This is a genomic window from Mycolicibacter nonchromogenicus (assembly GCF_002101775.1).
In the GTDB taxonomy this organism is placed as follows: Bacteria; Actinomycetota; Actinomycetes; order Mycobacteriales; family Mycobacteriaceae; genus Mycobacterium; species Mycobacterium nonchromogenicum.
Genome location: NZ_LQPI01000040.1, coordinates 211,615 through 225,177 on the forward strand (window position 1 = coordinate 211,615; position 13,563 = coordinate 225,177).

The 13,563-nt window shown below is 67.4% G+C and carries 14 protein-coding genes; 5 read left to right on the top strand and 9 right to left on the bottom strand.

Features of this window, described 5'->3' with window-relative positions:
• Positions 1-26: 26 nt before the first annotated feature.
• Positions 27-323, top strand: a complete 297-nt coding sequence (locus AWC18_RS10490; protein ID WP_208858346.1) for a FitA-like ribbon-helix-helix domain-containing protein — start codon at positions 27-29, stop codon at positions 321-323.
• Entirely contained in the window at positions 320-754 is a 435-nt protein-coding gene (locus AWC18_RS10495) for a type II toxin-antitoxin system VapC family toxin (protein ID WP_165757991.1), read from the top strand. Before AWC18_RS10490 ends, AWC18_RS10495 begins: the two co-directional genes overlap by 4 nt.
• Positions 755-815: 61 nt before the next feature.
• Here the strand turns inward: AWC18_RS10495 and AWC18_RS10500 are convergent, their stop codons facing one another.
• A complete protein-coding gene (locus AWC18_RS10500) occupies positions 816-3,152 on the bottom strand; it encodes an MMPL family transporter (RefSeq protein WP_085138656.1) in 2,337 nt (778 codons plus the stop codon).
• 166 nt (positions 3,153-3,318) lie between these two features.
• Here AWC18_RS10500 and AWC18_RS10505 point away from each other — a divergent pair, with 166 nt between their 5' ends.
• The 3 genes from AWC18_RS10505 to AWC18_RS10515 are packed head-to-tail and all read left to right on the top strand — an operon-like array spanning position 3,319 to position 5,875.
• Positions 3,319-4,359: a type III polyketide synthase gene (locus AWC18_RS10505; RefSeq protein ID WP_085138657.1), complete on the top strand. Its 1,041-nt coding sequence runs from the start codon at positions 3,319-3,321 to the stop codon at positions 4,357-4,359.
• A gap of 2 nt (positions 4,360-4,361) precedes the next feature.
• A complete protein-coding gene (locus AWC18_RS10510; RefSeq protein WP_085138658.1) occupies positions 4,362-4,862 on the top strand; it encodes an isoprenylcysteine carboxyl methyltransferase family protein in 501 nt (166 codons plus the stop codon).
• On the top strand, positions 4,859-5,875 hold the full coding sequence (locus AWC18_RS10515; RefSeq protein WP_085138659.1) for an NAD(P)/FAD-dependent oxidoreductase: 1,017 nt from the start codon (positions 4,859-4,861) through the stop codon (positions 5,873-5,875). Before AWC18_RS10510 ends, AWC18_RS10515 begins: the two co-directional genes overlap by 4 nt.
• Here AWC18_RS10515 and AWC18_RS10520 read toward each other — a convergent pair.
• From AWC18_RS10520 to AWC18_RS21080, 8 genes are all read right to left on the bottom strand, one after another.
• Complete coding sequence (locus AWC18_RS10520; protein ID WP_085138660.1) at positions 5,835-6,911, bottom strand: pyridoxal phosphate-dependent aminotransferase; 1,077 nt, start codon at positions 6,909-6,911, stop codon at positions 5,835-5,837. The genes AWC18_RS10515 and AWC18_RS10520 overlap by 41 nt on opposite strands.
• Positions 6,908-7,930: a 3-oxoacyl-ACP synthase III family protein gene (locus AWC18_RS10525; RefSeq protein WP_085138661.1), complete on the bottom strand. Its 1,023-nt coding sequence runs from the start codon at positions 7,928-7,930 to the stop codon at positions 6,908-6,910. The genes AWC18_RS10520 and AWC18_RS10525 overlap by 4 nt, the downstream gene beginning before the upstream one ends.
• A 7-nt stretch (positions 7,931-7,937) precedes the next feature.
• Positions 7,938-8,603: a DUF8713 domain-containing protein gene (locus AWC18_RS10530; RefSeq protein ID WP_085138662.1), complete on the bottom strand. Its 666-nt coding sequence runs from the start codon at positions 8,601-8,603 to the stop codon at positions 7,938-7,940.
• Complete coding sequence (locus AWC18_RS10535) at positions 8,581-10,329, bottom strand: thiamine pyrophosphate-binding protein (RefSeq protein WP_085138663.1); 1,749 nt, start codon at positions 10,327-10,329, stop codon at positions 8,581-8,583. Before AWC18_RS10535 ends, AWC18_RS10530 begins: the two co-directional genes overlap by 23 nt.
• A 92-nt stretch (positions 10,330-10,421) precedes the next feature.
• Complete coding sequence (locus AWC18_RS10540) at positions 10,422-11,135, bottom strand: anti-sigma factor family protein (protein ID WP_085138664.1); 714 nt, start codon at positions 11,133-11,135, stop codon at positions 10,422-10,424.
• The gene (locus AWC18_RS10545; RefSeq protein WP_234806493.1) at positions 11,132-11,623 is read right to left on the bottom strand and encodes a sigma-70 family RNA polymerase sigma factor; all 492 of its coding nucleotides are present in this window, start codon (positions 11,621-11,623) and stop codon (positions 11,132-11,134) included. The genes AWC18_RS10540 and AWC18_RS10545 overlap by 4 nt, the downstream gene beginning before the upstream one ends.
• 114 nt (positions 11,624-11,737) lie before the next feature.
• Positions 11,738-13,348: a carotenoid oxygenase family protein gene (locus AWC18_RS10550; RefSeq protein WP_234806488.1), complete on the bottom strand. Its 1,611-nt coding sequence runs from the start codon at positions 13,346-13,348 to the stop codon at positions 11,738-11,740.
• A complete protein-coding gene (locus AWC18_RS21080; RefSeq protein ID WP_420093325.1) occupies positions 13,345-13,449 on the bottom strand; it encodes a hypothetical protein in 105 nt (34 codons plus the stop codon). The genes AWC18_RS10550 and AWC18_RS21080 overlap by 4 nt, the downstream gene beginning before the upstream one ends.
• Between the last annotated feature and the right edge of the window lie 114 nt (positions 13,450-13,563).

A 13,563-nucleotide genomic window follows, 5' to 3' on the forward strand; every position in this document is an offset into this window, starting at 1 on the left:
GGATGGAAATAGCTATCATCGAGGGTGTGAAACAGCTCCTCCTGCGGGTCCCCGAGGAACTGCACCGACGACTGGTGGCCCGCGCCGCGCGCGAGGGCCGCAGCCTGAACGCGGTGGCCACCGAGATTCTCGACGCGGCAGCCGAGGCGGACTCGGGTGACAGGCGGGCGAAGCTGCGTGCGGCGGCGACCGCATCCGGCGCCCTGCGAACCGTGACCGCAGATCCGGTACGCACGGCTCGCCGACAGCGCGCCATCGCATCGACCCGGGGCCTGGGGGCGCAGCTAGACCGTCTGCTCGCCGACGAGCGCGACCGGACGTGATCGCCTACTTGGACTCGTCAGTCTTGGCGCGGGCCTATCTGGCGGACGAGGACGGTCATCAGCAGGCAACCGCCCTGCTTGCAGATCCCGACGTTGCCACCGTGACCGGTACCTGGACCCGGATCGAGGTTTCCGGTGCTCTTGTGCGTGCGGCCCGCGCCGGCCGCGCCGACGAAAAGGGACTCCTGGCAGCGCTGGACGTCGACCTTGCCGGGCCGGTCATCGTTCTGGGTGCGCCGCAGGAGCAGGTGGAAGAAGACGCCCTCAAGCTCGTTCGTCGGTACGCACTGCGTGCGATGGACGCCTGGCACCTGGCGGTCGCCGCGCTGGTCGTGCCACCGCTGCTCGAACCCGGTGAACAGCGGGGATTCGCTTCCCGGGACGCTGCGCAGCGACAGGTCGCTGAACACCTGGGCTTCATTGCGATCTAACCGGGTGCTGTCGCAGGCGCAATCCGCTGCAAACGCATCCCATGCCCCGGATATCTGCCCCTCAGTCCGGCGCGGGAATCAGCGTGGCCTCGGGTGTGTCCCGGGCTGCCCGGTGTGTGCCCTGATAGGGGTGTGATTGCGGAGCCTGAGGTCCCGGCACAGCGGTATGGCGGTTCTTCGGACCGCCGTTCTCGCTGATCTCGAAACGCTGCGCCAGACGCGCCAGCGGTCCGGGCGCCCACCAGTTCCACCTGCCCATCAGGTGCATGAACGCCGGCACCAACACCATCCGGATCAGCGTGGCATCCGCCAGAACCGCCAACGTCATACCCAGCCCGAGCATGCGCATGAACGACACCTGGGCGGCGATCAACGCCGCGAACGAGATCGACATGATCAGGGCCGCGGCGGTGATCACCCGAGCGGTGTGCGCCACCCCCTGCGCCACACTCTCGTCGTTGTCCTCGCGGGTGCGGCCCGAGGCCAGCCAGTACTCCCGGATCCGGGACACCAGGAAAACCTCGTAGTCCATCGACAGCCCGAACGAGACACAGAACAGCATCACCGGCACGTTGGCGACCAGCATCCCGGTGGGCGTCGTGCCCAGCGCACCGAGATTGCCGTCCTGGAATATCCAGACCAGCGCCCCGAATGCAGCCGCCAGCGACAAGATGTTGAGGATCAGCGCCTTGATCGGCAGCACCACGCTTCCGGTCAGCAGGAACAACAACCCGAACGTGATGGCGGCGATCAGCCCCAGCACGTGCGGCAGCCGGTCGGTGATGGCAGCGACGCTGTCGCGGTTGATCTGCGCCAGCCCACCCATCTGTGGCCGCTGGCCACTTGGTCCCAGCACCTGGTGTAGCCGATCGAGCTGAGCTTCGGAGGCATCGGAGAACAGTGGGGCGGTGCCGGAGACGGTGAACAGCACGGCGTCGTCGTTGATCCCGGTGGCCGCCGAGGGATCACCCACCCGCTTGCCGGCGACGAAGGTGCCGGTGGGTGCCGACACCGACGACACGTCGGGCACCTGGGACAACTCGGCGGCATAGCGATCCAGCTCCTGCGGTGCGATGGCGTGCGCGTTGCGCACCACGATCGGCACCGCGCGGTCGGAGTCATTGGCGAACTGCTCGCGCAGCGCGTCGCCCACCTGATGCGCCGACGCGGATCGGGGGAGCACCCGGTCGTCGGGGTAGCCCCACCTGACCCCGAGAAACGGCACCCCGACCGCCACCAGCAGCGTGACCACCGCCAAGCCGATCGGCAACGCATGGCGGGCGACGAACTTCGTTGACCGGTACCAGAATCCCTGCTCGATCGGCTTGGGGACCGGCTCAGGCCGCCGCAGCAGCCGCCGGATCGGCCGACGCAGGTTCAGTGCGTCCAGCCGCGGCCCCAGCAGGGCGATCGCCGCGGGAGTGACCACGATCGACGCGATCGCCACGAACGCCACCGTCGCCACCCCGGCGTAGGCGAACGACTTGAGGAAGTACATCGGGAACAAGGCCATGGCCGCCATCGACAGTGCGACGGTGATCGCCGAGAACAGCACGGTGCGCCCCGCGGTGGTCATCGTTCGGATCAGCGCGCGATCGGGGGCCACACCCTCGGCCAGTTCGTCGCGGTAGCGGCTGATGATCAGCAGGGTGTAGTCGATCGCCAGCGCCAAGCCCAACGCGGTGGTGAGGTTCATCGCGAAAATCGACACGTCGGTGCCCAGCGCGATCAGCCGCAGCACCGCCATCGAGCCGACGATCGCGATTCCGCCCAGCGCGACCGGCAACGCGGCCGCCAACAGACCGCCGAAAACCCAGACCAGCACCGCGAAGCTCAGCGGGATCGCGATCGACTCCATCAGCAGCAGGTCATGTTGATTCTGGTGATTGATCTGCGCATAGACCATCGCCCCACCGCCGGCGCGAACGCTGACCCCGTCGCGGTCGTGGGCCAGCTGGTCGGCCAGCGTGCGGGCATATTTCTGTGCGTCGTTCTCGCCGCCCTTGAGGTTGGCCACGATCAGACCGGCGGAACCGTCGGTACTGGTCAGTCGGGCGGCCGCCGACGGTGGATCGGTCCACGGCGAGCTGACATTGAAGACATGCGGTGACTGGCGCAGCTGTTCGGCGATGTCGGTGCCGACCGCCCGCGCCCGCTCACTGTTGGCGCCCTCGGGCGAGCTCACCAGAATCAGCAGTTGCTGATCACTTTGGCCGAACTTCTCGGTCAGCAACGCGGTGGCCTGCGCCGACTCCGAACCCGGATCCTGGAAGCCGCCTGCAGACAGATTGTCCGCCACGGGAATCCCGAACACCGCGGCCGCGACCATCACCAGCCCGGCCAGGGCCAGGACGCGGCGTGGAGCAGCGAGGGCCAGCAGGGCTATCCGGTGCAGCACGTAGTGACCTTCCGCCGAAATGGTCCGCCGGAGATACCGGCGGCCCCCCTTTCGACAACATACGTAGTCGGCGGCCCGCGCGTTCAATATTTGTTAGTCAACGCACAATCTCGGTCAGACTCTCCCCGCCGTTGAACCACGGCTGCGGCGGTGCCGTGACCCCGACATGAACAACACACCCTCCGTGGCCGCGGTAGCGGTCGAATTCCCTTCGCACCAACACGGTCAAGCCGAGGTGATGGCCGCCCTGTCGGACTTCGCCAGTCCCGACTTTCAGCGATTCGCCAGCCACAGCGGCGTCGCCACCCGCCAACTGGCCCTGCCGTTGTCTCGCTACTCCACGCTCAGTGGCTTCAGTGAGGCCAACGATGAATACCTCGACATCGCTCTGGATCTGAGCGAGCGGGCGCTGCTGGCGGCGCTGGAACGCGCCGGAATCGCCCCCGCCGATGTCGATGTCGTGTTCTCCACGACAGTCACCGGTCTGGCGGTTCCCTCGCTGGAGGGGCGACTGGTCAGCCGGATCGGGCTGCGCTCCGACGTCAAACGCATCCCGTTGTTCGGGTTGGGCTGTGTCGCCGGGGCAGCGGGTCTGGCCCGGGTCCACGACTATCTGCGCGCCTTCCCCGACCATGTGGCGGCCTTCATCGCCGTCGAACTGTGCTCTTTGACGATGCAGCGCCAAGACCACTCGGTGGCAAACCTGGTTGCCTCCAGCCTATTCGGTGATGGCGCCGCCGCGGTCATCGCGACCGGTGCCGAGCGGTCCGCGACGGGACCGAAGTTGTTGGCCACCCGCAGTCAGACTTACGCCGACACCGATGACGTCCTGGGTTGGAAGATCGGCAGCGAGGGCTTCAGCATCGTCTTGTCGGTGGAGATCACCAGGCTCGTGCAGAAGTACCTCGGCGACAACATCCGCGAGTTTCTGGCCGAGCACGGCCTGGTCAGCGACGACATCTCGACCTGGATCGTGCATGCCGCCGGTCCGAAGGTGATCGATGCGATCGAGGACCTGCTGCATCTGCCGCCGGAGGCCCTGACGCCGACCCGAAACTCGCTGCGCGACCACGGGAACCTGTCCTCGGTGTCTGTGCTGGACATCCTTGACGGCATCGAAGGTGCTCCGCCGGCGCCGGGATCCCTGGGCCTGATGATCGCGATGGGACCGGGATTTTCCGCCGAACTCGTGCTGATGGAGTGGTAGACATGTACTACCTCTTGGTGTTGGCGGTGGGAATTGAACGGCTCGCAGAGTTGGTGGTGGCCAAGCGCAACGCGCGATGGGCGTTTGCCAACGGCGGCACCGAATTCGGGCACCGGCATTATCCGGCCATGGTTAGCATCCACTTCGCGCTGCTGCTCAGCTGCGTCGCCGAGGTATGGCTGTTGCACCGGCCTTTCATCCCGTTGCTGGGCTGGCCCATGGTCGCGGTCGCGATGTTGAGTCAGGGACTGCGCTGGTGGTGCATCGGCACGCTGGGCCGACGCTGGAACACCCTGGTGATCGTGCTGCCGGAACGCTCGCTGGTGCACGGCGGCCCCTACCGGTGGATCCACCATCCCAACTATGTGGCGGTGGTGTTCGAGGGGTTCGCGCTGCCGCTGATTCACACCGCGTGGCTGACCGCGTTGTGGTTCAGCCTGGCCAATGCGGCGGTGTTGCGGGAAAGGCTTCGGGTGGAGAACGTCGCGCTGGGGTACCGGTGACCGGCTTCGATGCCGACCTGCTTATCGTCGGTGGCGGGCCCGGGGGGCTCGCCACCGCGTTATGCGCTCGGCAGCAAGGGCTTTCGGTGATCATTGCCGATCCCCGGACCAGCCCGATCGACAAGGCCTGCGGAGAGGGTTTGATGCCGGGCGGACTGGCCGTCTTGAAGTCGCTCGGCGTGGACCCCGTCGGCATGCCGCTGCGCGGCATCGCCTATCTCGACGAGCAGCGCCGGGCCCAGGCAAGCTTTCGCGACGGCCCGGGACGCGGCGTGCGGCGCACGACGTTGCATGCCGCTATGACCGATCAGGCCAAACAGAACGACGTCGACTGGATTGCGACCAAGGTGGACGACGTGATCCAAGACGCGGGGGGCGTCACGGCGGGTGGCGTACGGGCCAGATGGCTGATCGGCGCCGACGGGCTGCACTCGGTGGTTCGCCGTTGTGTCGGGATCTCCTGTGTGGCAGGCTCTCCGCGGCGCTTTGGGCTGCGCTGGCACTACCAGGTTCCGGTGTGGTCGGAGTTCGTCGAGGTGCACTGGTCACGGTGGGGGGAGGCCTACGTGACGCCGGTAGAGCCGGGCCTGGTGGGGGTGGCCATCTTGTCGCCGCATCGCCCGCAGCTCGACTGGTTTCCGTCCCTGGCCGCCCACCTCGCCGACGCTCAACGCGGCCCCGTCCGCGGCTGTGGGCCCATGCGGCAGGTGGTTTCGCGTCGTGTCGCGGGGCGGGTGCTGCTGGTCGGCGATGCCGCCGGCTACGAAGACGCGCTGACCGGCGAGGGCGTCAGCCTGGCCGTCAAGCAGGCGGCTGCCGCAGTCGCGGCGATCGTCGACGGCAACCCGATGTCTTACGAGCGCGCCTGGCACTCGATCACCCGCCGGTACCGGCTGCTCACCCGCGGCCTGGTGCTGACCAGCGCCTGGCAACCAGCCCGGCGGGCTCTGGTTCCCGCTTCGTGCGCGCTGCCTAGCGTGTTCGGCGGCGCGGTGCACCTGCTGGCGCATTGAGTGTCTGCTCGACGGCAGACAGCACCATCTGGGTGGAGCCGCGGGACCCGACCGTGATGCGCACGCCGCCATCGGGATAGCCGCGGACGCGCAGGCCGTTGTCGGCGAAGATCTCGCTCCATGGCCGGCCCGTGGCCGGCAGATACACAAAATTCGCGTGGGAATCGGTGGTGTACACCCCGGTTGCCCGCAGCCGGGCCCGCAGATAGCTGCGTTCGGCGACGATGTGGGCGATGCGCTGCTGTAGCTGGTCCTCGGCGGCGTAGGAGGCCGCCACCGCGACTGTGCAGCCGGCGCCGATGCCGAAGGGCAGCTGCATGGACCACAGCCGCTCGGCCAGCGCCGGTGCCATCAGTGCGTAGCCGATGCGGAGCCCGGCCAGACCATAGGCTTTGGAAAAGGTCCGCAGCACGATCACATGCGGGAAGCGTGCGATGAGACCCGCGACGTCGAGGCGCTGGCCCGGGGCGACGAACTCGATGTAGGCCTCGTCGAGCAGCACCAGGGTGTCGGCGGGTACGTCGGCGATCAGCTGCTCGACATCGGCGACCGGCTCCAGGGTCCCCGTCGGGTTGTGGGGCCGGCACACCACCACCATCCGGGCATCCGCGGCGGCCCGGGCCATCGCGGCCAGGTCCTGATGGCCGAACCTGTCGAGCGGGATGTCGGTCACCGCCAGGCCGGTCATCTGGGCGAACGCGGGAAATCCCTCAAAAGTGGGTGCGCTCAACACGACCCGCTGCCCAGGAGTGGTCAGCGCTTGAAAGAGACGCATGGCCAGCCCGGATGCGCCCGAGCCGACCGCCACGTTCTCCTCGCCCACGTGTGCGTGCTCGGCCACCAGGCGGCGTAGTCCGGTGGGCAGGAATTCCGGGTAGCGGTTGGCCGCCGCCATGCACTCCATCAGCGCCGTGCGCACCGCCGGCAGCGGCGGCAGCGGGTTCTCGTTGAGCGACAACGCACCGAGATCGAGGGCCGGCCGAACTGCGTTGCGCAGGTAGGAGGCAGCTGAATGCTCTTGCGCCGCCGAGGTCATCGGGCTCGTCCGCCCCACCGGATGGCCGCCGCGGCGGCGAAGTCACCGGCGTGTGCGAAGCCGGCCATCACCACCACTTCACCCGGCTGTACCCGGTTCTGCGTGATCGCGCGGTCCAGATTGATCGGGATGCCGGCGCCGAACAGGTTGCCGCACTCGTCAAAGGTGTCGACGTGGCGTTCTTCGGGCACTTCGAGTGCTTCGCGCCAATTGCGCAGAAAGACCCGGTTGGGTTGATTGGTGACCAGCAGCCCGATATCGGAGGGGGACAGGCCATTGCGGTGGCAGACCGCGAGCGCGACCTCGGGAACCTGCCGGTTTCCGCGCGCGAGCACCTTGGTGATCTTGTCCTCGGTGAAGCCGATATAGGGCGCCCCGGGACCGGGCTGCCACCATTTGCGTGGCGGGTCGATGGTGTAGGTCATGTCGCCGGCGTACTGGCCATAGGTGCGGCACTCGACGTCGAGGATCGGTGACTGCTCCGACAGTGCGAGCAGTCCGACCGCGGCGCCGTCACCGGGAACCGATGCCTGCGACTTGCTGCGCACCTCGGGCTGGTCGAAGATCTGCCCGGCGGCATTCTGCGCGATCGCGATCAGCGCGCTGCGTCCCGCGCCGGCCGCCAGCAGCTGGCGGGCCATGTTGATTCCCAGGATGAAAGCGGCGCATCCGCCGTTGTGCAGATCCAGCACGGTGGACGGCTGCATCCCCAGCCGGTGGGCGATTCCCCCGCCGGAACCGCAGAACGGGATATCCGGCAACTGGGTGTGGGTGATCAAGATGTCGACGGTCTCGATGACGTCGCGGCCGTGGCGCTCGATGATGCCCTGCGCGGCCCGCTCGACCATGTCGACCGCGGTTTCGTCGTCGTCGATGTGATGGCGGAATCGGGGAGCGCGGAACATCAGGTTGTCGCGCAACGAGTCCGACTCGGCGTACCTGCTGTAGTAGTCGGCGGGGATGGGTTCGCCGGGCAGATAGCTGGAGACGTCGATCAGGCTGACCGTGGGTGGGTTCATGATCGCCTCACCGCATCCAGAACGGGGTGACCGGCAGGCCGTTGTGATGCCGGTACTCGGCAATTGCCTTGAGGTTTTTCAGTTCCAGGAGATGACCGGCACCGAACATGTCCCAGAAGTCGCCGACCCACACCGGCCGCTGGGGCGGCGCGGTCTCCGGATAGGGGTTGTCGTCATAGAACGGGTGGTGGCAGTTGGTCCACAGCACCACCGACCCGGGCTTGTTCAGCACGACCTGGGCATCGACGATCCGGATCAGGTAGATCATCCACAGGTGATCCGGCTGATCCCAGGCGCAGTGGTAGTCGACGGTGAGGGCTTCCCGGTTGGCGACGGTGCGGGTGTAGATCCTCGTCTCCGAACCCAGTCGGTCATAGGCGAGCCAGAGGCCGGATTCGTCGACGGGGGTGAAGCCGCGCAGACTGTAGGTCCACTCTTCCAGGCATCGCGTGTCGGAGAGGTAGTCGAACAATTCCTCTGGCGGGCAGTCGATGTAGTCGTTGACGGTGCAGTAGTCGCCGAACACCACATCGTGGGGGTAGACCGAGCGCATCATCTCCATGATGATCGGCGTGGCAACCTCGCGGGGACTGGTCTCGACCCGGACCAGTCCGTCGATGGGGCCGGGTGCGCCGGTGTGGACGCTGATATCAGCGAGGGCTGGCAGAGACATCGAATTTAACCTCCTGGTGGGTGGGAACCTTGCCGTTACGACGTACTGGGTGAGTGGTTTTCGTTGACTTGGCGGCGAGGAACGGCGCGAAGGGAGGCATCTCGTCGGCGGAGCACTCGACGCTGATCACGGTGGGCCCCTCACGGTCCAATGCCGACGCCAGCACCGCGTCGAAGGTTCCGGCGTCGTCGACATCGATCGCGCTGAGCCCGGGGAACATGGTCGCCAGGCCGTCACCGAGCTGGCTGGGGGTGAAGCGGTTGTAGCTGTAGAAGCCGTCGTAGAACAGCTGCTCGCGGGTGACGCACATGGCATGCGCGTTGTTGTTCAACAGCACGAACAGCACCGGCAGTTGGTACTGGACGGCGGTGTGGATCTCCATGCCGTGCATGAAGAACGCACCGTCCCCGGCGATCACCACGGTGCGCCGACCGCGGCCGAAGGCCATCCCGATCCCGGCGCCGAAGCTGTAGCCCATCCCACCCATGCCCAGCGCGACCAGGAAGCGGCCGTCGCGTCGCGGCGGCAGATAGTGAATGGCCGCAGCGCCGGTGTTGCCCGCATCGACGACGATGTCGGTCCCAGCAGGCAGGGCGCGGTCCAGCACCGCCATCGCGTCGCGATAACGCACCCCGGGGCCGGAATAGGGCGGCGGAGTCAATTCGGTGCGCGGCACGGTCTCGGGTACCCGCAGCCCCCGGGGGCGAACGGATCCCGAGAGTTCCCGGCAGATCGACCGCAGGGACGTCTGCAGGTCAGCGGTCTGCACGTGCGTGCACGGGATGTAGGGCGGCGCCGATCCGATCGATACCGTGCGGGTGGAGCCCAGCGCCGCCTCGAGGCCGGCGCGGGCGGTCAGCGACAACCGGGTGCCCACCACCAGGCATACCGCGCTGGCAGACACGGCCTCGGCGGCCGACGGGTGGCCCATGATGCCGGACACGCCCAGCGCCGACGACGCGCCCAACCCCGAGGTGCCCGAGACGTCTTTGGCGTCGGGGACGCAGACCACCCGGGCGCGCAGCAGTGCCCGCAGATTCTCGAGGTCGCCGCGGGCGTCGTCACGGGCCACCTGTTCACCGGCGATGATCGTGACCGGTCCCCGGGCGTTGCGCAGCGCGTGGACGATCGGATGCGGGTCGCTGATCACCCCAGAACCACCGCTGGTGTCGTGACCGTTGCGGTAGGGGCTGGCGGTGACGAACCCCCGCTGAACATCCTTGGGCAGCAACAGCACCGCGGGCCCGCCGCTGCGTGCCGCGGCGATGGCCCGGGGCAGGGCGGCCACGATCTGTTCGGGATCGGTCACCCGCTCGCAGAAGACCGACACCGCCGAGAACAACGCCTGCGCGTCGAGCGAACCGTTGCGGCCGCTGGTGTCTTGGAAGCTGCCGCGACCATCCAGGCTGCGCGGCGCCTGGCCCACCAAAGCCAGCACCGGAACCCGGCTGGCCAACGATTCGCCCAATCCGGCAACCAGGTTCAGGGCGCCCCCGCCCGAGGTGGCGGCGACCACGCCCAACCCGGCGCCGCTGCGGCTGTAACCGTCGGCCATGGTGGCGGCCGAGAACTCGTGCTTGGCCAGCACCGCCGTGATGTCGGGACGGAAATACGCTGCGTCATAGAGATCTTCGATGTTTGCGCCGTCGACGCCGAAGATATGTCCGATTCCCATGGCCGCCAGTTGGGCGACAATGAAATCGGCCACGGATGCGCTCCTGGACATCTGCCCACCTAACTCGTGACGATGTCATTGACACGGTTTGGCAGCAGGATTGGTTCAGGGCGGCGTCTGCGATGGCGACGCCCGCGCGCGATCTACAGGGTGTGCTCCAGCAAGACTTCGCCGTCATCGGCTGAAACGACTTGGACCGAGGCGATTTGGTCCTTCGGCGTTGAGATGCTGCCGGCCGGCTTCGCGGTGTGCCCGGGTTCGGCAACCCAGGTCGCCAGCCGGGTCTGTCTGCCGTCGCGGCCGACCACCACCAGCGCCAGGGTGTCGTGATGCGCGGTCACCGGCGCGAGGCAGACGCAGCTCAAATCGATGTAGCTGCCCCAGGATTCATCTCGGATCGCAACCGTCGAGGCGAGCTCTGTGGTGCCGACCTGGGCCATCGCCACCCCGTCGTGATGCGGGGCGGGCGTGGTGGACGAGTTGATGCCGATCAGGACTCCGATGCCCAGGACGGCGGCTGCCGCGGCCGAGGCCGTCCATGTCACCAGCCGGGTACGCCGGCGGCGCCGGTGCACCTGCGTCAGCAGGCTCGGCAACATATTGGCCGGCGGGGGCGGGGTGTCGGACTCGTTGATGGCGGCCACACTGGTGGCGTCGAGTTGCGACAGCAGAGCGGGCACGCCGCTGATCTCGGCGACGGCCTCGCGGCACTGCGGGCAGCCGGCCAGGTGTCCCTCGTATTCCCGGCGGTCGGCCGCCGAGAGCGAACCGAGCACGTAGGCGGCATCCCACATGGCGTACGGATGCTCGCCGTCGATCGGACCGCCGAACGCGCCGATGTCACGTGGCCACGTCATCGTGTCACCCCCATCTCCTGCAGGGCGAGTCGCAGAGCCCGCACCGCGTAGTGCAGGCGTGATTTCACCGTTCCCTCGGCAATCCCCAAGTCGTGAGCGATCTGCCCCGTGCTCCAGCCACGGTAATAGGACCGTTCGATGACCGCCCGATGTTCCGCCGACAGATGAGCCATGGCGTCGCCGATCAACATCCGGTCCAGGGCGGTGTCCACCTCGTCGCGGGTGGGCTGCTCGGGTTCGGTGGACTCGTCGAGGGTGGCCACGACATGGCGGAAGTGGGCGCTGCGGCGTTCGTCGATGATCATGTTGCGCGCCACCGTGCACATCCAGGCTCGTGGTGAGCGCTCGGTGTCGCCGATGACTTCCGGGTGCTGCCAGGCACGCAGCAGCGTCTCCTGCACCACGTCTTCGGCGCGACTGGCGTCACCGGTCAGGCGCAGCGCATAGCGCCACAACACCGCGGCGTGCTCGTCGTAGAGCGCTTTCATCAACGCGGCTTCGTGATCGGGTATGCCGATGCGAGGCAAGCTGACCACCTCCTGCCTAATGACACGACGTGGGCGCCTATGGGGTTCAGCGAGGCACGCCGGTGGGTGCGCGCCTCAGTCAGGGATCCAGCTTCCGTGAAAGCCGTGCGGAACGCGCCGCGGCAGCCGCACCCGGGCGACGGGCTCGGCGTTGAACTCCGACGCGTTGAGGATCACCAGTTCGCTGCACCCGCGGACCGGGCTGTAGACGTAGCTCATGTACCAGCCGGCCGATTCATCGGTCTGACCCGGCGCCGGTGCGAACACCGCCTCGTCGGGTGCGCCGGCCAGGCCGTTGACGCCGAACCGGTGGACCTCGCAGCTGTCGCGCTCCACGTCGTAGCGGATCAGACCGTCCTTGCCGACGGCGACGGTGTAGCGGGCCGAAGCGCCCACCCGCCGGTCATCGACGCGGGGGAACTCGATGTCGCGGTCGTCGAGTTGAACCTCCCGCACGACGCCCGCGTCCAGATCGATCGTCCAGCGCCACAGCGAGGCCTCAGTTTCGAAATCACTGTTGTTGCGCCAGATTTCCGGGTAGCGAACCACCTGCAGCACGATCGCGTCACCCTGAGCCGACGACACGTCGAATGCGTTGGCGACGTGGAAGACGTAGCACGGGTTGATGTCGAACCAGCGAACCGGGCCGAAGGGGTCGTCGCGGCGCAGCACCCCGAGGCGGGCGCCGTAGGAGTCGTCCCACCGGTAGGGCGGGTCGCGTTCGATGCGCCGGGTGAGCGCGATCTGCGGATTGAACACCAGCGGCAGGTCCAGGAACACCACGTGCTGCGCGGTCAGCGCGAAGTCGTGCATCAGCGTCAGGCCGGGGACGTCGATCGGGCGGCGAATTTTCACGGTGCCGTCGGCATCGGCCCGGTAGTAGTTGATGTGCGGGTAGCTGAGGTCGCCGTAACCGAAGAAGTGCAGCTCGCCGGTGACCGGACAGATCTTGGGGTGCGGCGCCATAGAGTCGGTCAGCTTGCCCGCGAAGTCGTAGGCGCCCAGGGTGTCCAGGTCGGGGGTGAGTTCGTAGGGCAGTGCGGTGTCCATCAGGGCCAGGGTCTTGCCGGCGTGGCGGATGACGTGCGTGTTGGCCGCGCTGGAGTGCAGGTTTCGGGTGCCGTCGGCATTGAACAGGGGCAGGGGTTGGTCGAAGTTCTCGGTGCGCACCCACCGGTTGCGGTACCAGGCGGCCCGGCCGTTCTCCAGCCGAACCCCGTGCACCATGCCCTCGCCCGTGCACCAGTGGCCGCCCGCCTCGCGGGGGTTGGGGCCGTTGCGCAGATACCAGCCGTTCAACTCTGGCGGGATAGCGCCTTCCACGGGCAGATCGAACGCCGTGAGCTCGTCGGCGACCGGGCCGTAGTTGCCGGGCCGAAAGACCGGGAACACGGTCTCCGGTGGCTGCAGGACCGCCACCGCCCCACCGGACTCCTGGCCGTTGAGCTGGCGGAGAGTGTTCAGCTCAGCGTTGCCGGCGGTCGTCACGTCGTTGAAGTCCAGCCCGAAGTCCGCTTGATCCAGCAGCGAGAGCGCAGCCGGCATCTCGGACAGCTCAGCGACGGCGTCCTGGCACAGTGAGCATTCGTCCAGGTGCGTCTCGAACTCGCGATAGTCGGATTCCGAGAGTGACCCCAGCACGTAGGCGGCATCCCACATGCCGTACTCGTGGTGAGACGTCGTCATAGCACCGTTCCCATATCTCGCAACGTCTGTTGCAGTGTCCGTAGCGCGTAGTGAAGCTGGATCTTCACGCTGCGTTCCGCGATGTCCAGATCGAGCGCGATCTGTTCGGTACTCCAGCCGTAGTAGTAGGCACGATGCTGTCAATGGCCAAGTGGAAGTCCCCGCTGGTGGCCAGATAAAAGTACCCACCCCGTGCGGTGATTCTTAGGTCGGCT

Excerpts from the sequence above, each read along its gene's own strand:
- AWC18_RS10535 (WP_085138663.1), bottom strand. The coding sequence starts at position 10,329 with ATGTCCAGGAGCGCATCCGTGGCCGATTTCATTGTCGCCCAACTGGCG.
- AWC18_RS10505 (WP_085138657.1), top strand. The coding sequence starts at position 3,319 with ATGAACAACACACCCTCCGTGGCCGCGGTAGCGGTCGAATTCCCTTCG.
- AWC18_RS10525 (WP_085138661.1), bottom strand. The coding sequence starts at position 7,930 with ATGAACCCACCCACGGTCAGCCTGATCGACGTCTCCAGCTATCTGCCC.
- AWC18_RS10550 (WP_234806488.1), bottom strand. The coding sequence starts at position 13,348 with ATGACGACGTCTCACCACGAGTACGGCATGTGGGATGCCGCCTACGTG.
- AWC18_RS10545 (WP_234806493.1), bottom strand. The coding sequence starts at position 11,623 with ATGAAAGCGCTCTACGACGAGCACGCCGCGGTGTTGTGGCGCTATGCG.
- AWC18_RS10510 (WP_085138658.1), top strand. The coding sequence starts at position 4,362 with ATGTACTACCTCTTGGTGTTGGCGGTGGGAATTGAACGGCTCGCAGAG.
- AWC18_RS10540 (WP_085138664.1), bottom strand. The coding sequence starts at position 11,135 with ATGACGTGGCCACGTGACATCGGCGCGTTCGGCGGTCCGATCGACGGC.
- AWC18_RS10530 (WP_085138662.1), bottom strand. The coding sequence starts at position 8,603 with ATGTCTCTGCCAGCCCTCGCTGATATCAGCGTCCACACCGGCGCACCC.
- AWC18_RS10520 (WP_085138660.1), bottom strand. The coding sequence starts at position 6,911 with ATGACCTCGGCGGCGCAAGAGCATTCAGCTGCCTCCTACCTGCGCAAC.